Here is a 24437-nt window from a genome sequence, read left to right on the forward strand (position 1 = left end):
GGTTAGTAGCGGAAATAGAAGGTGCCGAATTCACCGGGGTCTTGCTCAGTACGCTGCGCTTTCGAGCTTTTTACGAGATCGATATTCGATGGATCGGGAAGATCAAGGGCGCGAAAAACTTTCTCCGCCAGACGGACGAAGGGCATCCATTTGCGGGTGAGTGACCAGGCCATTAGGGCGAAGAAGAGCATCAGGCCAGTTATCGAAAAATACAATTCTTTATATTGGAATAACTTAGGGCCAAATATGAATAAAAAAATTGGGATCTGAATGAATAATAAGAATCCCGCTCCCCCTTTCATCCACCATTTAATTGAATTTGCCATGTGGCTTCTTGCTCCCCTTGAACAATGCGGGTAAAGCGCCACAGTTCTGTCATTTGGCCTTGCCACACCATAAGCCTCCCAATGGTCGTCAGCATTCTTCGCTGCAACCTCCACAACATCGCCTTCCCGAAACGGATTACGCCAGACCCATCCTTTAACGGGCTTCCCATCCAGGTCGAATTCCAGATAGTCAGCCTCCTCTTCCATCGCGCCGGCATTGCTGGCGGTAGACATCGCCTGTCCACCCATATCAGCCAGGGCTGCGGCAATCGCGATCACACCCATTTTGCTCTGGTCGCTTTCGGTGAACACAAAACTGGCCGTATCACGCGCAACCTTGAGATTACGAATCGTGCCACTCAGCTTGACTAACCCATCTGCATTGGGGTGGGGCAAGAAATCCGTCATGAGCCAACCCCTACCGATTTCAGCGCTTCCGTGTACTCCTCCATCTGGCGCTTGGGCGTCCAGCCAGAATCACGTTTCAGGCCAAAAGCGGATCGTTCGCACCACGACTGTAGGTCATCGTCAGTAAATATCCAGATAAATACCTGAATGCCGAAGATGCCGACGGTAAGCCAGGCACCGGCTGACATAAAGAGGATGCGGCGACCAATGATCGCTGCAGCACGCACACTGACGGAGCGGGCGGCACCAGCGTAAACGGGGTTTCCGGTTAGACGACCGATGAGGGGGGCTGCGTAGGTGAAGGTTGTGGCTGCCGTTAAGGCTAAGTTTGCACCACCCAAACCAGCTTTAACTCCATAAAGGAACGCAATACCCACCTTCCCAGAGGAAACAGATTTGCTTGCGTCATACACATCCAACCCCACCCCAACCCCCGTCGCCGCCACACTCAACACCCCGCCATACAACTTGATCTTTTGATAGCTCCAGCTTTCCGCTCCAAAGACGTTCTTGGCCGGTACGCTGGCAATGTCGAACAGGCCGCTGGAGATGGTCATACTGGATGCCGCCAGGCTCCAGTATGTTTTCCCGTCCCCCTTCGTCTTGCATTCGGCCAGTAGTTTCTGAAAGTTCAAGCCCTCGATCAGCATGACCAGCACGGCTAACCTGGCATCGCGGATGGCGTCAGCACCTTTGGCTGTTCCCTTGAAGTTCTGCCAGGCACTTCTGAGATTGTCGGCCTGAGCCGTCTTGATTTCCGCTGTACTGGCGCCAAGAAAGGTTTCCGTTACGCTCATCCGTTGCAACAAATGGCCGCGAGAGGCCGGCTCTGCCGCCGCTTGGGCAACAACCAACGCCAGCGAATCTTTGGGGTCGACCATGGCGCGGATGCTGAACATGTGTTGCATGATCTTTTCGCTGATATGGTCTGCCAAGCCATCCACCTTGAAGTGGGCGAGCACCCGATCACCAACCGTAGTGGCCAATTTATCGAGGTCGCGGGTCTTGATCGGTTTGATGCGTGCGCCGAAAGCCACGTTACCGGCCTCGCCCTTGGCGCTGGTGTTGCCAGTGAGTACGCTGGAGGCTTTCTTGTGTGTGTCGGCAAACGCTTTGAGTGTTTTGGCAACGATGCCTTCGGTATTCAGTGCGCTAGCTATCGTACGCTGGTCTTTGTGCTGCTCGGCCAGCACCAGTGCCGCGTCGACATCCTTGATCCCGATTTCCTGATTGAGTGCAATTGCACGCCACAACAGGTTGCTCTTGATACTTGCTTTGGCTTGCGCAATCCAGGCGTCGATTTTCTTCTGCCCGGTCTTGCTGCTTCCCATACCGAAGATCGCGTCGCCAACGGCTTGCTCAAAGATGAGGCCATCTTCAATATTTTTCGGATTGCAATCTTCCAGACTGTCGATCAGAAGCGGCGCTTCCAACCAATTCACCAGCGCTACCGTACGTCGGTCGATGATGGTGTCGGCCTTTTCCAGTAGTCCGCTCCAGTGCTTCTTGAAGGTGGCGAGCGCGGTTTTGTCGAGTTTGGCTTCGTACTTGCCCCATGTCTGGGCGATGCTCTGGTCGATATGCGCCTGCGGTAGGACGACATAGCCCATGCCGAGACCATGCTTGAGGATATCTTCCCTGGCGGTAAACGGCTCCCAGCGCGCCGTTTCCGGCCAGCCACGCGGGTTGGGCTTGACCCGCATGGTGTCCTGAAAAGCGCCGCGTCCCATGACGCGTTTTTGATGCTGGCTCATGCTTTCCTGCTGCTTTTTTTCCAACGCCTTTTGGGTGCCTTCAATGGCGTTGACCGCAGTAATCTGCAATTCCCGTTCTTCACCGTACTTGTTGAGCCAGCCGGCGGCGTCATTACGGAAGCCGTTGAGTTCGTGCACGATGCCGATGGCGTCCCACAGGGCAAGAACATGGGGTGTCGCTTCTTTGCCCCGCTGCTTCATGTGTTTGACAGTGCTTTCGGCTTCTCCCTTGCGCAGGTTAAGCGGGTAGCGAGTGCTGAGTTTGTTCAGTCTTTCGGCCTTGTAGCTGCCGTTTTCCTCGCTGAAAGGGTTGGCAACGGCTTCATGCGGCAGTTTCGAGGCATCGAAATCAGGCGCGTATTCCAGCACGCCGTTCAAGGCTGCTGCCTCCACAATGGCGCCATGCGCTTGCTTCGTCCCTTTCGCCATGGCCGCCGGCTCGATCTGTTGCATGCGGGCATCGCGCAGCTTGGCATTCTGCTGGTATTCAGTGACGGTTTCCTTGCTCCATTTGTGATCGCTGAAGGCAATCCAGGTGGTGCCGCACTTTTCCGGTTTCTCGATCACCAGATAGTGCACGCTGAGCGGATTGTGCCCCTCGCGAGAGCACTGGAAGGTTGGTGCGAAGGATGGAACGGTCAATTCAGTATCGGCCTGCTTGTGCAGACAACCATCAGCCCAAACGGTGTAGCACTCCCATTGGTTGGAGCCCCGGGCATTCTTGCTGTAATAGAGGTAGAGATAGCCTTCCCGCACGGTACGCAAAGCATAGGCAAAGTCTTCGCCGAGAGCTACGTCCTTGACCCGCTCACCGCTCGCCCATGCGGGCAGGCCGGGCTTGACGTCCTTAGGAACGACGGCGTAGCGCACTGGCAGGAGCGGCAGGCCGGTGGATTTGCATTGGTCGCAGGTGCCGGGGGTTTTGGAGACTGCCATAGGTGATTTTCCTATTGTTTCGGAGCTTGTCGGGGAGCGGACGTGGTTTTGTCTTGCCGGATGCGCGCCCAGTGTTCGGCGCTCAGGTCATCGACGAGCGCGGTGAAATAGTCATCTTTTACCCGCTTGGCAAGGCGCTCTGCCACCAACGGATGGGCATCGAAATCCGCATGAACAGTCAGGGCGAGGCGGGCAAAGGCACGCTGATCCCGGCTATCAATGAAGCCAAGGTACAAAGCCCTACCCAAAGCTGCCATGGCGTTGTCGCGCATATTGTCGATCTCTGCGGTAGATAGCGACATTAAGTCGAATTCGCGTAGAACACCGTTGAGCGCAGCGATGGATTCGATGCGCCGCCATTGCTCATTCTCAAGATCAAGTATTTGGTGGGTAGCAGGTTGCGGTGGGCTTAACCGTACCCATTGCCCGACGGGATTGAGCAACCGAAAGGAGGTGATCGGACCGAGCAAGGTCGTCTGTTGTCCTGCCTTCAGGAGCGGCCAGATTGCCCATAGCACGGCAGGGTCATGCCAGCGCAGAAGGCGGCGCCGGGCTTCGCCATGTGGCTGGATCATCTGTGCTGCGATGTGCCGGGCCAATGTCTTGCCGTCGACATCGCTTTCCAGCCAGCCGCATATCCGGCGTCCACCACCTTGTGCCAGCGTTGCGGGGACGAGTTCTTCGAGCGCTTCGCGCAGGCTTTGCCAGATCAGGTCGTGGTCGCTTGCCTTGGCTGGCTCAAACTCAACTAGAAGCGGCATCAACGATGGATCGGGATCGCCAGCGCTTGGCACACGAATGAGAGGAGAGTCTACCAGCAGGCGCCCAAGCGGCGATTCGTCAATAACTGGACGCAGAACGGGATCAAGTAGTAACCAGCAACGGCCTTGGGCTGAAACGAGTTCCCTATGCAATAGATCATTCAGCTCAGCAACGCGTACTTCGATTGCGGCAATGTTCATCGACTTAACAGCCTTATCCGAGATCGACCGAAGCGGACTGCTCCCCGGCTGCCTGTTTCATGGACGAGGCGCACCCCTTCAACTCCCCCGCCTTCGGCAGACTCGCACTGCTCGACGAACTCTTCGGCCCGGTAAGGTTTTTCTGACTCGCCTTCAACTCCACCTTCCCCGGTGCATGCAGCTGGATGTTGCCGCCTTCGATCTTCAAATAAGCCCCCTGCGCCGTGGCCAGGATGTGGCTCTTGGCGCTGGCGTTGAGGCTGCCGGTGGTGCTGGTGATGGTCACTTTCTTGTCTGCCGCCGCCGTCGTCTTGCCGCTTTGGCTTTGCAGGCTGATGCTGCCGCTGGCGGCGTGGAGGTGGATGCCGGTTTCCTGGTTGGGTTTGTTTTTGTTGTTGGCTTTGCCGACGGTGAAGAGGGCTATGCCGTCTTTGACGGCGAGGCTGTGATTGCCCTGGGCGATCAGGTTGATGTCCTGCCCGCCCAGGCTCAGGCACTTGCCGCTGGCCAGGATGAGGTTGGCCGGGGTGAGTTGGACGATGCCGCCGGGGGCGGCGTAGTGCAGGCGCGGTTGCGTCCAGGCGGGGACGGTGCCGCTGCCGCCGCCGGTGGCTTTGATGTCGTTTTGGCTGCTTTCGCTACTTTGGCTGGCATTGTGGCTTTGCGTGCCGTTGAGGACTTCAAGGGCGTGAGTCAGACCTTCGCTGACCGGGAGTTTGTCGGCTTGGGGGTCGCCTTTGAGGTGGGCGTTTTGTTTCTGGGCGACGTCGGCCAGGCTGTGGGTGAGGCTTTGGGCATTCTCTGTCTGGGCGATGGGCTCGCGGCTGTCAAGGTGGTGGCTGCTGGCGCCAGGCCGGGCGTCGGCGCTGAGCAGCAGGCCGCTGCCGGCGCGCAGTGCCAGGGCGCCCTGGGTGTTGAGTTCGGCACCGTGGCCGCGATCGGCCAGGCGGGCGTTGTCGTCTTGTTGTTTGAGGTGGCCGAGTTGCAGCCGGCTGTGTTGTTCGGTGGTGCCGAGTTCGATGCGCGGCTGGCCGGGGGTGTCGTCGAAGACGAGTTGGTTGTAGCCCCCCTGCCCGCTTTGGCTGGCGTTGAGTTGCTGGGTTTTGAGGCCGGAGAGACTGGCGCTGTGGGTGTGGGGTTCGGCTTCCTTGCCGGCGAAGAAGGCGGGGGCATTGGGGCTGGCCTGCATGGTGCCGCTGCCCAGTTGGTTGCTTTGGGCATCGGTGCAGCCCTGGCCGTTGTAGACGGTGCCGATGATGACGGGACGGTCGATGTTGCCGTTCTGGAAGGCGACGAGGACTTCCTGACCGGGGCGCGGGGTCATGTGACCGCCCCAGTTGGCGCCGGCCACCGGGGTCATGACGCGCAGCCAGACGCCGAGATTGTTGCTGGCCGGGGCGTTGTCTGAACCCGTCGGGTGGGCGTTGCGGCTCGCTGACTGGCTGCCGCGTTGCCAGGGGAACTGGACGCGGATGCGGCCGTCGCGGTCGGTGTGGGTGGGGTCGCCAGGGCCGACGACGACGGCGGTGAGCATGCCGCCGGCCGTCGGGCGCGGGTTGAGCCAGCGGCCGTTGGCGTCTGCCATCAGCGGGCGCCAGGGAATGCTGGCGCGGATGGCCTGGAATTCGTTGCGGTAGAGGTCGACGCTGGTGTCTTCGTCCGGGCTGAAGGGATCGGATTCGGCCTGTTTGGATTTTGGGTTGTTTTTCGGGTTGACCGTAGCAGTGCTGTCGAATCCGCGGGTCAGGGCTTGCGGTACGGATTCGGCGAGATTGCCCCCCAAGCGGGCTTCTTGCAGGGCGTTGCGGGCGCGGTGGGTAATGCGGGTGATCAGGAAGCGGCGGGCGTCGGCGCCATCCCGGTCATGCTCGGCGTGCTCGGCGAGGCTGAAGCAGGTGCCCGGGGCGGCCGTGCGGACGGTGCTGCCGGCGTGGTATTGCTTGGCGCGGGCGTCCAGGGCCTGGCGCTGGTTGCCAAGCATGCGCTCGCCGTGGGCGGCGTTTTGCCAGGCGTATTGGCCGGGGTCATCGTAGGCGATGAGGCGGTGGGGCTTGCCATCTTTCGGGGCATTCTCGATGCGGCTGACGGCGCTTTGCGGGCGGGCCGAGAGGCTGCGGTAATCCCAACTGACGGCATTGAGTTCGGTGGTGTCGAGTTGGCGCAGGCCATGCCAGCGGTCGACGCTGTCCTCGGGAAGCGTGGCGCCGGGTTGGGTGAAGCGGAAGGTGGTCTGGGCGTTGTCGGCGAAGACACCGTTGTGGTCGGCGATGACGAGGGTGTGGCTACCTAGGGTTTCGCCGTCGTCAGCTTGGTGTTCGAACCAGCAGAAGAGGCCTTCTTCGGCGAGCAGGCGTTTGAGGAAGTCGAGGTCGGTTTCCTGGTATTGCACAGTCAGGCCACGCTTGGGGTACGCCGTGACGTCGGCGAGGTCCCAGCGCCACGCGGGCGCCAGCTTGCCTTGGGATTTCCAGTCGCCGAGCAGTTCGTCGACGATGTCGATGACGCTGCGTTCCTGGAAGAGGTAGCTGTCGCGCCGGTGGCCAAGGAAGGCGAGCCAGGGTTCGATGACCAGCCGGTAGCGGGCAAAACCGCCGTTGGCCCCAAGGCGGACGATTTCAGTGATGTGGCCGTGGAAGGGGCGCGGGAACTGGCGCAGGCCGGCGGTTTGCAGATCCAGACGGGCCGGTTGGCCGAGCAGGGCGGTCAAGGACTGGTGCGCGTTACTGCTGAGCACGGTGAGGTCGATACGAAAGCCGACGTACTCCGGAATGGGGCCGAGGGCTTCGACGATGCGGGCGGATTCTGCGAGCAATGCATCGGCACCGGCTGGCGTGGTCAGCTTCAGCAGGCGGGCATTTTGGCTCCAACCGGCACCGCCGGCGAGTGTTTCAAGCGTACTGTTCATCTTTGCGCCATTAAAGGACGGGGTGCAATCGGGTTATTTTGTGAGACACGGAGCGACAAGAAATTGAGGCCCGAGTTGCCAGACCGACATGATGAATGCCTATGCCAAATAATTCAAAGGTGGATGAAAAAAACACCTGATATCCGGTATCAATCAAGCGGCCAAAAAAGGATTTCAAGCGGCGGCAGCACTTGCACTTCACGGCAGACGAGATGCGCGTTGTGGCCGTTCAACAGGTCAAGGCGGGCGCCGTTGTGGCCAGCATCGCGGATGAAGGCGACGATACCCCGCCGAGCGAAGAGTTGATCGGCGACCGTTTCCAGGTCGCCTTCAAAGGTGATGGCTTCTGGGAACTGATGCCGACTCTTTAGATATTCGATGAGGCGGTGGGCCGAGGTTTCTGCTTTGCTGCCGACAAGCCGGCCGCTGCCGATCGGGAATCGTCCCGGCACGGAGACGCCCGAGGCGATGAGCGCCAGGCTCAACAGGAGCGCGTCGTTACGCACATAGCCAGGCAAACCTGAGCGATCCGCCCAGCCCAGTTCGGCAAATAGCGCCGACTCGCTCAGGGCGGCGCTGCGACGATAGACGGAGGAGATTGGGAGGTAGTGCAGGTTAAGCATGGTGAGACCTCCATTGCAGAGATTGTGCTTTCACTTGATGGTGTATTTGAATTCACCGTTCTTGCTCGCCGTAACCCGGATACGCTCGACCGAGGCGCCTTCTGCCATGCGGGCCAGCACGACTTCGGCGACTTTGGGCAGCAGGCTGCCGTTCAATATGTGATCGACATTGCGGGCACCGGAATCGACTTCGGTGCAGCGCGCCAGCACGGCATCGATCAGCTTGTCGTCCCAGAGGAATTCGGCTTTGTGGTTGGCGGCAATTCGGTCGCGAATCCGGCCCAGCTTGAGCAAGATGATTTTGCTCAGGACATCATCGGAAATCGGGTAGTAGGGTACGACTTTCATGCGGCCGAGGAAGGCTGGCTTGAAGCTCTTGAACAGCACCGGCCGCAAGGCGTCGGCCAAGTCGTCGGCCACCGGCAGTTCTGCTGCCCGCTTGTTGAGGCAGGCCTGCATGATCTGGGTCGAGCCGACATTGCTGGTCAGGATGATCAGCGTATTGCGGAAATCGATTTCGCGGCCTTCGGCATCATCGAGCACGCCTTTGTCGAAGACCTGGAAGAAGAGTTCTAGGACGTCAGGGTGGGCCTTTTCTACTTCGTCGAGCAAGACCACGCTGTAGGGATTGCGCCGGACGGCTTCGGTCAGCACGCCGCCTTCACCGTAACCGACATATCCCGGCGGCGAGCCCTTGAGGCCGGAAACGCTGTGCGCTTCCTGGTATTCGCTCATGTTGATGGTGACCAGCTTGCGTTCGCCGCCATAGAGGGTATCGGCCAGGGCCAGCGCCGTTTCGGTTTTGCCGACGCCGGAAGGCCCGACGAACATGAAGACGCCCTTCGGCTTGTTGGGGTCTTCAAGATTGGCCCGCGCCGTGCGCACACGCTGGGCAACCGCTTCCAGCGCGTGATCCTGGCCGATCACCCGTTCCTGTAGCGCGGGTTTGAGGTTAAGTACTGTCTTAATTTCGTCCTTGACCATCTTGCCGAGCGGGATGCCGGTCCAGGCGGCAATGATTTCGGCGACGACGTGGCCGTCGACCTGCAAGGGCACCATGGGGTTTTCTCCTTGCAGTTCGCGCAGGCGAAGCAAGGCTTGGTCGAGTTCGCCATCGACGCTTGTGGCTTCGGCGCCCTTCTTGCGGCTTTTGATTTTGGAGGCTTTTTCCGGGTTGACCGTAGGATTGATCTGGAGCCCCTCCTCCAGTTGGGTGCGCTGGTGCAAGATGCTGCTGACCAGCGCTTTTTCTTGGTCGAAGCGCGTCTTGAAAATGCTCAGGTCGGATTCGATGGCGGCGATGTGTTCATTGAGTTCATTGATCCGCGCATCGTGCCAGGCGCCGCTGGCGGCTTCGCGTTGCAGGGCGGCGAGTTCGGCGCGTTCGCGGAGCAGGCGCTTGTCGGCTTCGTCGATCAGGGCAGGGGTCGAACTCTGCGCGAGGGCAACCTTGGCACAGGCGGTATCAAGCACGCTGATCGCCTTGTCCGGCAGTTGCCGGCCGCTGATGTAGCGGTGCGAGAGGCGGACGGCTTCGGTCACCGCTTCGTCAAGGACACGGATGCCAAAATGCTTTTCCATCAGCGGAACCATGCCGCGCAGCATGGCCGCAGCCAGCGCCTCGCTCGGCTCTTCGACTTTGACGACCTGGAAGCGACGGGCCAATGCGGCATCCTTCTCGAAATATTTTTTGTATTCCGCCCAGGTGGTAGCGGCGACGGTACGCAGCTCTCCGCGCGCCAATGCCGGCTTGAGCAGGTTGGCAGCATCGTTCTGGCCGGACTGGCCACCAGCACCGATCATGGTGTGCGCTTCGTCAATGAACAGGATGATCGGCTTGGGGCTTTTTTTGACTTCATCGATAACATTCTTGAGGCGATTCTCGAATTCGCCCTTGACGCTGGCACCTGCCTGCAACAGTCCCATATCGAGCATGTGCAGCTCGACACCGACCAGCGGCAAAGGGACATCTTCAGCCGCAATGCGCAGGGCCAGCCCTTCTACAACTGCCGTCTTGCCTACCCCGGCTTCGCCGGTAAGGATGGGATTGTTCTGGCGGCGACGCATCAGGATATCAATGAGCTGACGGATTTCGCTGTCACGCCCGATCACCGGGTCCACCTTGCCATCACGCGCTCGCTGCGTGAGATTGGTGGTGAACTGCTCAAGAGCCGGACTCTTGCCTGCATGCGACCTGGCACCGAGCAGGGGATCGTCGCCCTCGCCTGCGCTCTCGGCTACGCTGCCAGCTTCCCCCATGCCGGCGACTTCGGCCGCTTCTGCCGAACCTTCAGTCATCTTGTCGAAATTGTGCTTGAGTTCATCCAGCCGCACCTTGGCCAACAGTTTCGACCCACGGAATGCCAGTTGGGAAAGTTCAGGTTCGGTCAGCAACGCCAACAGCAGGTGGCCGGAGCGGATACGCGGCAAACGGGCATCGAGCGAGGCAATCAGCCAAGCCTGTTCGAATAGTTTTGGAATATGCGTCGAAAACACTGGCGTCCGGGTATTGCCATTCTTGAATCGATCGATTTCCTGACTTAGTTCCCGTTCCAGACCTGTCGAACTGATACTGCAACGCCGGAGCACCTTCATCAGGTCGCTGCTGGGATCGTCAAGAAATGCCATCAGCAGGTGTTCGAGATCGACCTCATAGTTGCCGCGTGCCATGCACAGACTGGCGGCGCGTTCGGTTGCCTGGCGACAAGTGCTGTTCAGTTTGCTGATCAGGGTTTTGAGTGATGTGCTCATTGCGTTGGTCTGGTGCCCGAAAGATATCTAGTGAATAAAATGGGTGAGATAGCGTGTATCGCTGCGGTCGCTCGTTGCCGGCTTTGTCAGCATGAAAGTGTCGTATCCGAGACGGGCGCTGTTGGGCACGCCGAGGCTGACCGGCTTGACGTCAGCGGCGCGCAGGATTGGCCGAATTTCGTATTCGAACTGGCCGCCAGTCGCCAATGTGAGTATTTTTTCAAGGGCGTATGCGATCTCGCCTTTTGGCAGAAAGGCCATGTAGCGCTCGTGGGTCAGCGGTCCGATGTGGATGCGGATGCGCAGGTTGCGCTGCCAGATGCGCTCGCCAACCAGCATGTTGCCGCCCAGAGAGGAACTTTTGCCGCCAAGCGTTAAGCGCTGGTCAGTAGGAACGATGTACCAGCGCCCGACGAATTGCTCAATCACCACTTTCTCGCGAAAATAACCGCCCAGCACCCTTTCCAGTGTTTCGGAAGAAACCGGCTGTTGACGAAGCAGGCCAGCGAAGAAGGCAATCGATTCGTCGTCGATGGCACCCGGCGCCTCACTCATCCGTTCACGTAAGGCATCATAGCCAAGGCCGGCCAAAGAGAGAATCAGCGGCAAAAACCGGTTGCGGCGATCCGTCTCGTAGAGAATGGGGAGCTTGTATTTCTTCCAAGCACGATAGAAATGGCCGACCGCCCGGTTGGTAAACAGATCGAGAAAAGCCCGTCCCGACGGGTCGCGCTTGAAACGCTCGTGGTGAATGACTTGTTCGGTGTAGTGAATTGGCAAGGCACCGTTGATACCAAGCATGCCCATGAAACTAGGAGTGATCTCGACCTGATCTAGTTTGCCGGTTTCGAGCCCGTCTTCATCTTGACGATAGCGCCCCACCATGGCGTCAACCTGGCTGGGCGCGAAGCCGAGGCGCAGCGAATTGCGGAAACGAATCCGCTCACTGACGACATCGCTACCGAGGCCTCGTGCCTCCTTGTTGAAAACCATCTCGAACAGGCGCACAAGCTGGAAGAACTCGTAGCGTTCAGGAGTCTGCAGACTTTGCTCGACTACGCCAGGATCGATTCGCCGTTGCGGGGTGCGCATCGGATCAACTCCTCTCCGGTTCGATTCGAAACCACGACTAGCTGGATAAAGCTGTTGAGACTGACGTAAAGCCCAAGAAAATGGTCGATACAGCGGGTAAAGACGTCCAGACCGCTACCGACAAAGCTCGATTCATCAATGGAGAGACGAACCTCAAGGCCGCGTACAAAACAGGCAAAAGGCTTGCCGGGCATCCAGACCGTCTTGTCCTGTTGTTCGATGTTGAGCACGCCTTCAATCTGCCGACGGGTTGCCGCCGTTCTTGGCAGGTCGTACAAAGCCAGCATTTCGCGGAAAGCCGGGAGGCCATTTCCGGTCAATGACAGATGATTGAGTGAAAGGTGGGAGATGATTCGCCACTGCCCATCGCGTCGATGATCAAAACGACAGGGCTGGCTCGGCTTCCGCAGCAGCTTGATGGCGCGCACGCTGGAACCGCCTTCGAGAAATAGGTCGCCTGATGGCATGCCAACCGACATCAGGGTTGGTAGTTCACGATTGGTACACGTGAGTTGCAGGCTGATGACATCGGTTTTCGGTTGCACGGGGTCGAAATCAGCGTCGACGATGGAGAGCGATGTTTCGTAGCCCGGGCTGCTCTCGGCGACGAAATGATCGCGCAGGGCATACCAGTAATAGCCATTCTGATCCGGCGTTTCGCCATGGCGCAACGAGAAGAACGGCCGGAACTCGGTGATGGATTCGCCTTGCGGCGTCTGCCTGACCCTCCTCACCGAATCGATGGAATATACATCGAAGGCGTAGGCACGCCGACCGTCGGCCACAACTGGATAGGCTGACTGGCGATTACTGACCCGGATCGGATCTCCACGCTGGTCAAACAGGTTGACGACAGGCACGCAACCAAGGCGGAGATTTTGCGCGGTCAGGGTTTGCAGCAGGCGCGATGCGTCGCTGTCGGCACGCAGGTCACCCAGCGCAAGATTCAGAGTGATCTTCCCTTCGCCAAGCAGGCTCGACGGCAACTCCCCAATATTGAGATCAAAGAAATTGAATTTTTCCGGAAAACAAAAATACTCGGTCAGGTAACGGTAGGCTCCGTGTGCCGTGTCCGGCATTTCGATGAGCGCTTCCTGCTCGGCGAAACCGACTTCGCCGATCAAGCCATCACGTACCACACGCCACCGCTTGTCCGCACCGACCGCATAACTTTTCAGCTTGCGCAGGAAAAGTGCGTCACGCAGCGCCGAAGCAACGGAAGGTTCTGCATCAATGTACACCCGCAGCTTGTCGAGCTTGCTGAATCCGGCCTTGGTGTTCGCCCCTCGCACAGATAGTGAAAAGGAGAGAATGGCATTGCAACCCACAGGCAAACGCACATCGCTGGGGGCTGTCGCAATCGGATCGAAATCGAGATCGCCGAGGGTAACGGGGGCCAGTTTTACATCCCAGGCCGTACGGAACTTACAGACGGCACCTTTGATCGGCCGCGACTGCAATTCTGTTCCGCGCACGATCGTCGTCACCGACGAGAGTTCGCTGCCACCATGGTCGAAATAGGCAATGGAGCAACTTGGAAAAGGCCTCAGATAATGCGGATAAAGAACATTCAGCAGCGCTTCGGTGAATTGCGGATAGCTGTCTTCCAGCTTCTTTGAGACGCGCGCGGTTAGCAGCGCAAAAGACTGGATCATCCGTTCAACGTGGGGGTCATCACACCCCTCGCCGGATAACAAAAGCTGCGCGGCCAGTTTGGGATAACGTTCGGAAAATTCGCGGGAATGCTGGCGAAGGAAGGTGAGCTCTCGCTCGTAATAGGGAAGTAGATCTTCCAATTAAGCCCCTACGCGCGGTCGATGCCGGCTTACGGAATATTGCAGGCTGGTCGGCTGCAACAATGCATCGAAGGCGACCGGCTCCTGCGCTGGCCTGACAAACAGCACAGCATTGATTGAGAAATACAGGGCGTTCACGGCCTTGCGATGCAACTCAAGATCAACTTGCACATCGCGCAGGCGCGGTTCATGAGCAGCAATTGCCGAGCTTATGGAAGCACAGATGCGCCCACGGTCATAGATATTGGCCAAACTGAATCCGGCAAAATCAGACATGCCGAACCCGGCTACTGAGCGCACAGCAAGCGGAAAATCATCGCCAAAAGACTCCTCGAACACCACTCGGGTATTCAATAAAGCTTCAAGATCTCTGGCGACCGAATCCTTGAGTTGCTCCAGAGACAAACGACGCCGGACAGCTCCTAGGGGAAGATCGTCAAACAGCTTGTCAAACAGGGAAGGTTCGAAACCTTTGATCATAAAAAAGGCGGAAACTCGTTTCCGCCGTACTTTCCACAAATATTTGGATCAGGTCAGGTTCGGCGTGTTCTTGGCAAGGTTCCAGGCACCCTGGATGTTGACCTTGCCCGTCTTCGTGCCATCGATATTGAGCTCGTCGTAGGTCCACTTAACAGCGGAGTACTTCAGCGAGAACACTTCTTGCGGCACGCCTTCACCATCAACCGACGGCGAAACGGAGGCGATGATGACGTTTTTCAGTTCGATCTTCAGGTACTGATGACGATTCTGCGTACCAGACGGGTTGCCAGTCGTATTTTTGCCACCGAATGCACGATAAAAATAGACAATTACGTCATTGACCACCAAGCCTGACGAGCAAGCCTGATACAGCTTCGGGCTGGAACCATCAATGTCCTTGGTGAAGATCATTTCACCGTGTTCAACGCGTTCGGCGGTATGACCACCGGAGCCTGAGGCCGTTGCCGACTTGGGCTGGCGCATCGAGTGGCTCCAGCTCGAAACCTCAACTTGGTCTTTATGCTTTGCATCGCGGGAGTCGCCCTTGATGTCGCTACCCTTGAATTCAACGTAAATATCTTTCATGTCGTGCTTTCTCCTTGGAAGTTAGGAAACATCAGTTTCTGCCAGATTGCGGCAACTCGGCGACGAGACGCAGGGACACCGAGAGTTCGTCAAGCTGGAAGTGCGGCCGGATAAACGACACAGCCCGATAGACACCGGGACGACCGGGCACTTCGCTGACTTCGATGGACGCTTCCCGCAGGGGGAATTGAGCCTTGGTTTCTTGAGATGCTGAATCATCCGCAGTGACGTAATGATCGATCCACCGTTGCAGGTAGGTTTGAACATTCGCAGCAGAAGCAAAGCTGCCGATCTTGTCGCGCATCATTGCCTTCATGTAGTGCGCAATCCGCGAAACGGCGAACATGTATTGCAACTGTGCTGACAGGGATGCATTGGCATTGGCCGAATCGGTATCGTATTTTTTCGGCTTTTGCGCCGACTGGGCCGCAAAGAAGGCTGCGTAATCCGTATTCTTGCAATGCACTAGAGGAATGAAGCCGAGGTCACTCAATTCCTTTTCACGGCGATCGGTAATCGAAATTTCAGTCGGGCATTTGAGCGCCACTTCACCATCGTCAGTACGGAAGGTATGCGTCGGCAAGTCTTCAACCAGCCCTCCGCCCTCAACCCCACGAATCGCTGCACACCAGCCATAGTTTTCAAAAGCATCGGTTAGGCGTGCCGCAAAAGCGAAGGAAGCGTTACACCACAGATATTTGTCGTGGTCGGTCCCATCCACTTCTTCAACAAAGTTGAACCCTTCTGTAACCTCACCGTCAATCGGGTTGTACGGCAGGCGCCCCAGGAAGCGCGGCAAAGCCAAACCGACATAGCGCGAATCCTCCGATTCGCGGAAGGATTTCCATTTTGCGTATTCGACGGTATCAAATACCTTAGCCAAATCACGCGGCTTACCTAGCTCGGTATAGGTTTCAAGACCAAATAACTGCGGTGCCGCTGCAGTGATAAACGGCGCATGGGAAGCCGCTGCTATATGCGACATCTGTTCGATGAAGTACATATCTTCTGGTTGCCGCGTCAGTTCGTACTGACCGATCAGCGAACCGAACGGCGCGCCACCAAAAGTACCGAATTCTTCTTCATAGACTTTTTTGAACAGTGCACTTTGATCAAAATCGATCGCTGACTTGAAATCCTTTACCAGTTCGCGCTTCGAGGCGCTCATCAGCTTTATTTTTTGCTGCACGCCAGTCGAGGTCTGCTTGCACAGGTAGTGCAAGCCAGTCCAAGCGCTTTCGAGCTCCTGAAATGCAGGCGCGTGCATGATTTCACTTAGCTGCTCGGAAATCAGGCTATCGAGTTCAGCGACGCGCGCGTCGAGCGAGGCAGCAAGATTTTCGGAAACGACAACTTCACCGACCAGAACCTGATTGGCTAATTCGCTAATAATATCTTTGGCGCGCACCTTTTCCTGCTCAGACTGAGCAACCCGACTCTCTTCGATAATCTGATCAAGGAGGCCGGTTTCAATCACATCTGCAGTCGCACTCAATGCTGATTGTTGGGCACTCATTTAGCGCCCCCCCCGTTATCGGAGTTGCTACCGAGGCTTTGCAACTGCTCCGTATTATTCAGAACATCATTTAGTAAATCTTCAAGCTTTTCATTGCCCGCCAGTTTGTTGCGAAGATCGGCCAGCTTAGAGCGCGCCTCCAACAACTTGCGTAATGGCTCAACCTGTTCCACAACTGCCTCTGGACGAAAATCTTCAAATTTCTTGAATGTCAGGTTTACCGCCAGTTCGCCGCCGTCGACGGTCAAGCGATTTTTCGCCCGGAAGGCAATACGCGGAGACAGGCCGTCGATCACATCATCAAAGTTATCCATATCGATATTGACGAACTTTCGATCTCGAACCTTGCCCTGGGGCACTTCGGACTGAGCGGCAAAATCGCCAAGGACGCCAACCACAAAAGGCAACTCCTTGAGTTCGATCGCATCGCCACGCTCAACGTCATACGTTAACTGAACACGAGGCGGACGAATTTTTTGCAACTTCTTCTGAACACTTTCCTTCTTCGCCACAAAATTCTCCCAAATGAATATTCGAAACCATGATCAGATTTTCTGGCCCTACATTGCAGAAACCCAATCGATAACCTTACTTAAGGACGCTGAACGGATCGCTGCCACTTGCCCCCCCGCTGGCAGGGGTTGGGTTTGCAACCGGAGCAACCGCTTTTTGTCTGGGGTTTGCTAGCATGCGAGCTTTAGCCGCTGCATCCCGTTTCCTCTTGGCCTCAAGATCGGCGGAAGGGACCAGAACATCCTCTTGCAAGGTCTCCCGCAACGCCTTAGCAAGACTGACAGCATCGCTGCGCGCATTTCCTCTCAGTTCTGCATCAGCCCTAAGTTCAGTCAAGGAGCGTGTAGCCACGCGCAATCCGCTGACGGCTAGGATGCTCTTAGCTGTCCGGTCCGTGGAATCGCGCTGCAAAACCTCATCCGAGGCAACAATCGCCTGACCATAATTTTCCGCATCAAAATAGGCCTTCGCCATGCGAAGCCAAGGCTCCTTTCTGGTCGGGTTCTTTTTGGCGACATCGGCCAACACCCCGATGGCTTCTTCCTGATTGCCCTTTGCTAGCAAGGAATCCACCTTCAGGTCAGATTGCTCCATCAAGGTCGGAAAATCCAACTTGTTGTTTGAACCTGTCGTAGTACAGCCCGACAAAATGATGCACAGAAACACTAGAAAAACAGTGGTAAATCTGCCGAGACCCAACATTGCGACTCCCTCGAAACACTCAACATAATTGCAATTGCATACAATACAGATTGCATTAACAATGGCAAAATAGTAAATTACCAAATGCATAATTCAGCACTATAGCATATAGTACAAATGCATTTTGCACTATCGACAAAATCCCCAACCCGATTTGCTAAAATGACAACACCATTGAGGGCGCAGCCATCCGCACTACCACATCTGCAATTGCATTACTCGCATTACTGGCACTTGGCGGCTGTGCTTCGGTAGGCGCTCAACTAGTCGGATCTGCCGTCAGCATTGCTCTGGAAGCAAGCGGCGTCCTCAAAAAAGACTCCGGCAACAAGAACAAACAATATGACATCCCCATCCGAATTTTCGCTGGGGAGCAGCTCAACACCACAAGCAACCGAAAATCGCTGTCCTTGGTATTAAAAATCTATATTTTTCGTGCTTCTGAACGTCTTAAAACCTTGTCGTATTCGCAGATTTCTTCGCCAGAAAGCGAGAAAGAAGCCTTGGGAGAGGACTTGATTTCCGTCCGAGAAATCACTTTGATCCCTGAAAAATCGTATGAATTCATACTAAAAGTTCCAGAAGAAGGGACAACAATTGGTGTTGTCGGCGTATTTCGGGAACCATATGCCAATCGCTGGAAACTGGCATTTGATGCAAAACAATCCGTTGACCAAGGAATCACCATAGGCGCCCATAGCTGCTCTCTAACTGCCAGCAAGGGCGTATTGATAACAACCATCAGCTCCGAATCAGCGCAGTCGTTGAACGGGGTGCAGTGCAACAAATAGCTACCTTACACACATATGCGATATGCAAAGACACTTTGGGGAGAAGGACTTTTTCTCCGTCCGCAACATTTCCAGCAGCAGGATGCATACAGTGAAGCACTGAACCAACGCACACTCTTGACGGCTCAGCCTTTCGCCTGGGGGGTTCGTGATCTTGAATTGGACGTAGATTCGTTAAAGAATGGCGTTCTTCATTTCAATCGCATCGACGTTGTATTTCCGAACGGGGACTTCCTGATTGCCCCCGACGTTGACCAGTTGCCCCCGCCTGTCGCACTGGACTTGGCTGTGGAAAATGATGGGACCGTTGATTTCTTCTTGGCGCTTCACCATATCAACATTCATGGTGGCAATTGCACTGAAACCGCAACGAATACGGGCCAGGCCCGCTATCTGATAGTAGGCAAGGAGTCCTACGACCTCTTTACTGATGCAGCAGAAGCTGAGATTGCAACGCTGCGCAAAATCTCCCATCTGAAATCAGCCAACGAATCGCGCGATCAATTCCAGACGATACCTATCGTCAGAATTCGTCGGACGCCAAGCAATGGTTTTGAAAGCGACCCGAATTTTCTCCCTCCCTCAATCAGCTTACGCAGTGCCCCACCCCTGTACATGATGTTGCGCCGCCAAATTGACGCCCTTCTGGCCAAGGTGGATGCCCTGTACGGATTCCATCGGGAACCCTCAAAAAACATCATCGAGTTTCGTTCGGGTGACATTGCTTCTTTCTGGCTATTGCACACGGCCAGCAGCGCCTGCGCAAGCTTGACGCATCTGTTTCGTACTCCCGAAAGCCCCCCCGAACGCCTATTCCAGGAATTGTTGCGATTGGCCGGCGGCCTGATGACCTTCTCAAAGAGCCACTCTCTGAATGATCTTCCCGCCTATGACCATTTACACCCCGCCCCTGGCTTTGCGCGTATCGACACGATACTGAGGGAACTCCTTGACACGGTCATTTCAACGAAATATTTCGCTATCGCTCTGACTCAGGCAAAGCGATCCTTCTACTCAGGGCATTTTGATTCCGAAAAAATCACCGACGATACCGCATTTTACCTGTCCATTTCGGCCTCACACCCTCAATCGGAAATTATCGAATCTGTCCCGCTGCGCATAAAGGTTGGCGCACCGGACGATGTCGAAAAACTCGTTCTATCAGCCATGTCAGGGGTTCGTCTAAGCCATGCCGCGCAAATGCCTGCTGCAATCCCTGTCCGCCCCGGAGCTTGTTATTTCTCCCTTGATGCGCATGGCGCACTTTACGAACGCATGCAAAAAGCGCAATCGGTCATGATTTACATACCGGAAAGCTACCAAGACCTGAACATTGAAATGATCGCCGTGACCTCATGACTTCCATTGCCCCCAGCCTGTTCGCGAATGCGCCCTCTCCTGCCCGTGGAGACTATCAACTCCCCGGCCCCTCCAACAGCCTCGTCGATTTGTTGTATGACGGCTTTTATTTGCTGATCCTGCTGCACAATCGAAGTAGGCCAAGCGATGCAGCCGAATTTTCCTCCCGCATCCAGAACTTTCTCGACAATTTCGAGAAAGTGGCCAAGAAGGGTAATTTCAACAGCGAAGACATCTTCGACGCAAAATATGCCCTTTGCGCATCAATAGACGAAACCATCCTGTCATCGAACATGAACATTCGGGATACCTGGGAACGTCGACCGCTGCAACTCGTTTTGTTCGGCGATCAGTTGGCAGGGGAGCATTTCTTCAGCAAGCTAGAAGTGGCCCGAAATGGTGGAGCCAATCGTATTAATTCGCTCGAAGTATTCCACATGTGCCTGCTGGCCGGATTCAAGGGAAAGTTTCTACTGGAAGGACCAGAGAAACTCAAGTACCTGACCTCCCAACTGGGCGAACAAATCGCTCATATCAAAGGAAAACCGACACCCTTTGCCGCGCACTGGGAAGCACCGGATTCCATTTCGAATGCACTCAAGCGAGAAATACCAATGTGGGTAATCGGCTCCGTACTAGCGCTGTTCGGGCTGATCGCCTACGTTGGCCTGAACTGGCATGCACAGCGCAAAATCGAGCAGGCACTCTCTCCTTATCACGCTATCGTTCAGTTGGCACCACGAGCTCCAACGCTGAGCATAACTCTCCCCTAATTTTCGTCGACTTTTCGACACAACCGCCCCTAAACGAACTCTCACCTTGAGACCTTTCTCTCCCAGCAAAACCGTCTTCTGACGCTAAAGACCGCACTGCCCGAGCAGGCGTTGATTGTGGAACGACTCTCCGGACGGGAAGCCATCTCCGAGCCCTTCCGCTTCGAAATCGACTGCATCTCCACCGATGCCTTCTTCGACCTCAAATCGCTGTTTGGCGCAGAAATCACCCTGCGCCTCCTGCTGGCCGATGGCAGCAGGCGCGCCTGGCACGGCTACGTCACTGAGACCATGCAACTCGGCGCCGATGGCGGTCTCGCCCGTTATCGTCTGATCATGGAACCCTTCCTCGCTTTCCTGGCACAGCGTCGGGATTGCTATCTGTTTCAGGATAAAACCGTGATCGACATCATCGGCCAGATCTTCGCCGACTATCCGGAGGCGAATTGGACCAGCTAGGTCACGCAGAAGCATGAACCGAAGATCCGTTAAGGAACAAACTCTATGTCACTCAGTTTCTGTTATTCCCGCGCAGAATCTTGCTGGATGAAGCACCTGCAATTGCTATTCGCCGTGTTGTTCTGCACCGCATCATCTGTCGCGTATTCAGCGAACGAGACACCGGGGTCACATACATGGATCGAACGCCAGTGGGAATTCCGTTATGTGATCAAGATTGAAAGCCCTTACGACTACAAAAGATGGCGCAAATTCGGCCAGAACGAATTCGATAAAGGCGACGTTAATGTAACTCAAGACCAGGAACCGATCTTTCCGCTTACTACCTCCATCCTCACCGATGCGGAAGAAGGCGCTCTCCAAGACAATCATGCCATCGGCACGGTACTCGTCACCTTCAACCAAAAGCGGAAGTTACCTCGCATTATTCCTGGCCTCACAAACTGAGCGGCCATCTCAACCGCATTCGCAATCTGGTGCTGGCGCCCGGCAACCATCCGCAGGATATGCAGTTTTTGCTGGGCGAGTGGTATACCGGCAGCAGCGATTCCGAGATTGCCTACATTCCGGCAATCTGCAGCATGATCCAAGGGGATGACGAACGCCACAAAAAAAGTTCTCCGCAAAAAGCCACTCAACAAACGGCAACTTCGGCTGCCGCGAATGGGGCTATTACCTGCAAAGCGACAAGCACCCCTACATTAACGTGACTTCCTACGGCAAGGACAAATACGGTCCATTCTCCTACATCCGCCCGGTCATCGGTTGGGGCCGCTTCGACGTGTCTCCCAAACCTGCCATCGGCAAACACGGCAAGGTCTGGGTCTGCCTCCACGAATACCCCAACGGCGAAGCACCGGGCATCATGGCCTAGGCCACGGCAAATGGCTGGCTGGTTCCAAAGCCACCCAAGAAACAACCAATGTTTCCGGATCGCGACTTCAAGCGCGGTGAGTTCATCGATTAATTTCTGATGCTATCTTCTTACGGTCAACTGCAAATTTCGCCGAAATTTGCAGTTGACCGCAGCATTTCACTTTTTCCCCTGTTCAGCCAGCACGCCCGCCTGCTCGAACTCAAGACTGCATTGCACGATGCTGCGCTAATCGTCGAACGCTTCAACGGCCGCGAAGCCATCTCCGAGCCCTTTCGCTTTGAAATCGATTGTGTCTCGACCAATGCTATTTTCGATCTTGGATCGCTGCTTGGCGAAGAAGTGACCCTGCGCCTCCAGCTACTCGCCCCAAAAAAACCCAACCCGAACTAGGCCGATCCGATTCGGGAGGCGGAGTTGGAAAAAGAGATTCAAACAGCCACTGAAGCGCGAGACAAGGCCAACCAGGAAAGCTACCAGCCCATCTGCCTCGCTTACGCCTACAGCGTCAGTTCGCCATCGTGGAAAAACGACGGGGGCGTCAATGCCCCCGTGTCGTTAAAGCCCTGCCAAAACGCTATGTCATCAAATATCCGAAAGATCCTTAACCGAACGGCATTACCGCGCTGCTGGACTTTTTTATGTGGATATCGAGGCGAGATTGAAACCAAAAGTGACGTTAAGCCGACAGAAGTGGCAGCTTGATTTAAACAGCACTCGCGAGTAAGCGGGCTGAGACCCCATCGGGCCGAGCAATAATTACCTACTTTACCAAGGCCGTAATTATGTCAACGTCACGCTCGGTAGCCTGTTTCTCGCTCGACAAAGAATGGTTTCCTACTGTCACAGAGGTCTTGCTTTTCGTAGATTTCAGTGTGATCTGCTTGGAATCTCGCGAATCTGAAGCGCTTTTCTTTTCATGATGCCCATCGCTGGCAACTGGCAATATGCCCGAAACAGGGGGAGCTAGCTGATCACTTTTTTCAGTACGATTTGATTTTTTGTCAGCGGGAATCGAGGCCAAGTTGTCTTTAGCCAAGCTCTCCTGAACTGGCGAACTTGGCGCCCCCCCCAGAATAACGGCAGGTGTAGGCAAAACGACTGATGCAGCAGAAAAGACAGGATTGACGGGATTACTTGCTCCATCCCTTTTCTCCTGCAACTGTGCGCCACCGCCCTCAGAACGAATGCCCATGACCTCATTTTTTGCCTCAATTCCACCAATAAGTGAATCTGAGCTTTTTTGGACAGAAATTAGCAACCAGGCCAGGCCTCCACCCAAAAGCAAAAAAGCGCCCCCCCAGAGGAAACTCCGGCCTCTATTGGATCTAAAGCCATCAGAAAATCTCGCGGAACTGGGATCAAGGTCACTAAGAACACTCATATGGTCACCATCAGAATTTTTCGCCGCCTGCCGAGACGTAGAGGGTTCAGAAAAAATGCAGTAAGAATTTAATTTCATTATAATTGGACGTTCAATATCTAATTTGGGTATTGCCTGCCAGAAAAAAACAAATTCACAACTTTCATCATGCGCCTTAGTAACCCCACCAACAAGCAACCCGTTTGTCATTTCCAAAAGGGGCTCGCATGGTAGAATTTACTCTAATTTCATACTTCTTGCTAATAGCAATTTGCTTGTTAATCGTGGTTTTCCCTGACTACCGCACGCGCCTTTTGGCTGCAATCGGTGTCGTCATCAGCAACGGATACGCCCCTCTATCAAGGCATATTCAGAAACAGGCAGCAAGCACACACGGGTACGCCAATAGCATAATAAATGCAAGCAAGGGCAGCTTAAGATTCCTAAAAAATCAGCCATTATTAAGCGGCATAGCATTGTTAATGATTACTGCACCAGCTTTATTTGCACTAGTCATTCGTGGCCCTACTTTGTTTGACTTTAATGACGATAGTCACATCCCTGACCGACGCATTGCGATTTTGCTAGAAGGCGAGCAATTAGCCCCTCCGCCATCGCTCCCCCCCGACGTATTTACCACCCGGGAAGTTGAGCTGATTGTTCCGGAAGCTGCGTTTGCCAGCCGGAACTGGAAACAATTGGATCCAATATTCACCCAGCGGCTGCTGGTTGCCTTCAAGTTGATGCGAGAGCGTTATGGGTATGAAATGGCGCTAATTGAAGGATACCGAAGCCCCGAACGCCAAGCCAAGCTCGCAGCCCTGGGAAGCCAGGTAACACAGGCCGGTCCCTATATGAGTTATCACCAGTTTGGTCTGGCAGCGGATTGCGCATTTTTCCGCGATGGAAAAATTGTTATTTCAGAACAAGACCCATGGGCAATGCGCGGCTACGAGCTATTTGGCGAGATTGCCGAGCAAGTCGAATTAACTTGGGGGGGGCGCTGGAAGATGCGCGACCTGGGCCATGTGGAGCTCCATCGCAAGGGTATCTTGGGGCACCCGCCGCCGTCAGCCATCAACGAAAGCCATTGAGACAATCCGGAGCCATTAAATGTCAAGACCATTTATTCTTTTAGGCGACAAGACTAACCACGGGGGCGTTGTCATAACAGCCTCTGAAACCAGCGACTGCAATGGAAAAGGCATTGCCCGTGTTGGCGACAAAGTCAAATGTCCGAAAAATGGCCACGGCAACGTCACCACCATTGTGACAGGAGACCCCACCGCCATTATTGATGGGCGGGCAGCAGCGCGCCATGGTGACCAAACCTCCTGTGGAGCCACCTTGATCGCAAGCCAATCGCTAACCACTGACTAACCAAGACCAACCGCGTCAACTATGCGTTCAACAACACTCAAGGTCCTGGGCGGCACCGTACTCACAACTTCACTCGTCTGGGCCCTCAT

General features: G+C 55.5%; 24 protein-coding genes. 10 read left to right on the forward strand and 14 right to left on the reverse strand.

From position 1 onward, the window contains the following. Window positions 1-2: 2 nt before the first annotated feature. The 13 genes from KIG99_RS07235 to KIG99_RS07295 form a co-directional block, all read right to left on the reverse strand. Window positions 3-734, reverse strand: coding sequence for a putative type VI secretion system effector (locus KIG99_RS07235; protein WP_226459540.1), 732 nt, complete (start codon window positions 732-734; stop codon window positions 3-5). Beyond that, a complete protein-coding gene (locus tag KIG99_RS07240) occupies window positions 731-3424 on the reverse strand; it encodes a T6SS effector BTH_I2691 family protein (protein ID WP_226459541.1) in 2694 nt (897 codons plus the stop codon). Before KIG99_RS07240 ends, KIG99_RS07235 begins: the two co-directional genes overlap by 4 nt. 11 nt (window positions 3425-3435) lie before the next feature. After that, window positions 3436-4386, reverse strand: coding sequence for a DUF4123 domain-containing protein (locus KIG99_RS07245; protein WP_226459542.1), 951 nt, complete (start codon window positions 4384-4386; stop codon window positions 3436-3438). Window positions 4387-4399: 13 nt separating this feature from the next. Next, window positions 4400-7291 (reverse strand): type VI secretion system Vgr family protein, encoded by a 2892-nt coding sequence (locus KIG99_RS07250; RefSeq protein ID WP_226459543.1) that lies wholly within the window; start codon window positions 7289-7291, stop codon window positions 4400-4402. A 149-nt stretch (window positions 7292-7440) separates the two neighbouring features. Next, on the reverse strand, window positions 7441-7914 hold the full coding sequence (locus KIG99_RS07255) for a hypothetical protein (protein WP_226459544.1): 474 nt from the start codon (window positions 7912-7914) through the stop codon (window positions 7441-7443). 30 nt (window positions 7915-7944) lie between these two features. Continuing rightward, entirely contained in the window at window positions 7945-10665 is a 2721-nt protein-coding gene (tssH, locus tag KIG99_RS07260; protein WP_226459545.1) for a type VI secretion system ATPase TssH, read from the reverse strand. Window positions 10666-10692: 27 nt separating this feature from the next. Next, on the reverse strand, window positions 10693-11757 hold the full coding sequence (gene tssG / locus KIG99_RS07265) for a type VI secretion system baseplate subunit TssG (RefSeq protein ID WP_226459546.1): 1065 nt from the start codon (window positions 11755-11757) through the stop codon (window positions 10693-10695). After that, window positions 11721-13553, reverse strand: a complete 1833-nt coding sequence (tssF, locus tag KIG99_RS07270; RefSeq protein ID WP_226459547.1) for a type VI secretion system baseplate subunit TssF — start codon at window positions 13551-13553, stop codon at window positions 11721-11723. The genes tssG and tssF overlap by 37 nt, the downstream gene beginning before the upstream one ends. Further along, the gene (gene tssE / locus KIG99_RS07275) at window positions 13554-14033 is read right to left on the reverse strand and encodes a type VI secretion system baseplate subunit TssE (protein WP_226459548.1); all 480 of its coding nucleotides are present in this window, start codon (window positions 14031-14033) and stop codon (window positions 13554-13556) included. It lies immediately after the preceding gene. 48 nt (window positions 14034-14081) lie between these two features. Next, window positions 14082-14618 (reverse strand): Hcp family type VI secretion system effector, encoded by a 537-nt coding sequence (locus KIG99_RS07280; protein ID WP_226459549.1) that lies wholly within the window; start codon window positions 14616-14618, stop codon window positions 14082-14084. Window positions 14619-14649: 31 nt separating this feature from the next. Further along, window positions 14650-16134, reverse strand: coding sequence for a type VI secretion system contractile sheath large subunit (gene tssC, locus KIG99_RS07285; RefSeq protein WP_226459550.1), 1485 nt, complete (start codon window positions 16132-16134; stop codon window positions 14650-14652). Beyond that, window positions 16131-16646 (reverse strand): type VI secretion system contractile sheath small subunit, encoded by a 516-nt coding sequence (gene tssB / locus KIG99_RS07290; RefSeq protein ID WP_226459551.1) that lies wholly within the window; start codon window positions 16644-16646, stop codon window positions 16131-16133. The genes tssC and tssB overlap by 4 nt, the downstream gene beginning before the upstream one ends. Window positions 16647-16722: 76 nt before the next feature. Then, complete coding sequence (locus KIG99_RS07295) at window positions 16723-17349, reverse strand: tetratricopeptide repeat protein (protein ID WP_226459552.1); 627 nt, start codon at window positions 17347-17349, stop codon at window positions 16723-16725. A gap of 209 nt (window positions 17350-17558) precedes the next feature. On the opposite strand from KIG99_RS07295, the gene tssJ reads away from it, so the two are divergent. The 8 genes from tssJ to KIG99_RS07335 all read left to right on the forward strand — a co-directional run bounded on the left by tssJ (window position 17559) and on the right by KIG99_RS07335 (window position 22310). Then, window positions 17559-18140, forward strand: a complete 582-nt coding sequence (gene tssJ, locus KIG99_RS07300; protein WP_226461800.1) for a type VI secretion system lipoprotein TssJ — start codon at window positions 17559-17561, stop codon at window positions 18138-18140. A gap of 15 nt (window positions 18141-18155) precedes the next feature. After that, complete coding sequence (gene tssK / locus KIG99_RS07305) at window positions 18156-19499, forward strand: type VI secretion system baseplate subunit TssK (protein WP_226459553.1); 1344 nt, start codon at window positions 18156-18158, stop codon at window positions 19497-19499. Next, a complete protein-coding gene (gene icmH / locus KIG99_RS07310; RefSeq protein WP_226459554.1) occupies window positions 19496-20272 on the forward strand; it encodes a type IVB secretion system protein IcmH/DotU in 777 nt (258 codons plus the stop codon). The genes tssK and icmH overlap by 4 nt, the downstream gene beginning before the upstream one ends. A gap of 117 nt (window positions 20273-20389) precedes the next feature. After that, on the forward strand, window positions 20390-20731 hold the full coding sequence (locus tag KIG99_RS07315; RefSeq protein ID WP_226459555.1) for a contractile injection system protein, VgrG/Pvc8 family: 342 nt from the start codon (window positions 20390-20392) through the stop codon (window positions 20729-20731). An 87-nt stretch (window positions 20732-20818) separates the two neighbouring features. Next, window positions 20819-21178 (forward strand): hypothetical protein, encoded by a 360-nt coding sequence (locus KIG99_RS07320; RefSeq protein ID WP_226459556.1) that lies wholly within the window; start codon window positions 20819-20821, stop codon window positions 21176-21178. 29 nt (window positions 21179-21207) lie between these two features. Continuing rightward, on the forward strand, window positions 21208-21441 hold the full coding sequence (locus tag KIG99_RS07325; RefSeq protein WP_226459557.1) for a hypothetical protein: 234 nt from the start codon (window positions 21208-21210) through the stop codon (window positions 21439-21441). Window positions 21442-21704: 263 nt separating this feature from the next. After that, window positions 21705-21998, forward strand: a complete 294-nt coding sequence (locus tag KIG99_RS07330) for a hypothetical protein (protein ID WP_226459558.1) — start codon at window positions 21705-21707, stop codon at window positions 21996-21998. A 24-nt stretch (window positions 21999-22022) separates the two neighbouring features. Continuing rightward, window positions 22023-22310 (forward strand): hypothetical protein, encoded by a 288-nt coding sequence (locus KIG99_RS07335; RefSeq protein WP_226459559.1) that lies wholly within the window; start codon window positions 22023-22025, stop codon window positions 22308-22310. Window positions 22311-22368: 58 nt separating this feature from the next. Here the strand turns inward: KIG99_RS07335 and KIG99_RS07340 are convergent, their stop codons facing one another. Next, window positions 22369-23184: a hypothetical protein gene (locus tag KIG99_RS07340; RefSeq protein WP_226459560.1), complete on the reverse strand. Its 816-nt coding sequence runs from the start codon at window positions 23182-23184 to the stop codon at window positions 22369-22371. Window positions 23185-23195: 11 nt separating this feature from the next. Between KIG99_RS07340 and KIG99_RS07345 the strand changes: the two genes are divergently transcribed. Together KIG99_RS07345 and KIG99_RS07350 are read left to right on the forward strand one after the other, a co-directional pair. Continuing rightward, window positions 23196-24062 (forward strand): M15 family metallopeptidase, encoded by an 867-nt coding sequence (locus KIG99_RS07345; RefSeq protein ID WP_226459561.1) that lies wholly within the window; start codon window positions 23196-23198, stop codon window positions 24060-24062. Window positions 24063-24081: 19 nt separating this feature from the next. Next, window positions 24082-24348, forward strand: a complete 267-nt coding sequence (locus KIG99_RS07350) for a PAAR domain-containing protein (protein WP_226459562.1) — start codon at window positions 24082-24084, stop codon at window positions 24346-24348. Window positions 24349-24437: the final 89 nt, after the last annotated feature.

The sequence above is a fragment of the Quatrionicoccus australiensis genome, assembly GCF_020510425.1.
GTDB lineage: Bacteria > Pseudomonadota > Gammaproteobacteria > Burkholderiales > Rhodocyclaceae > Azonexus > Azonexus australiensis_A.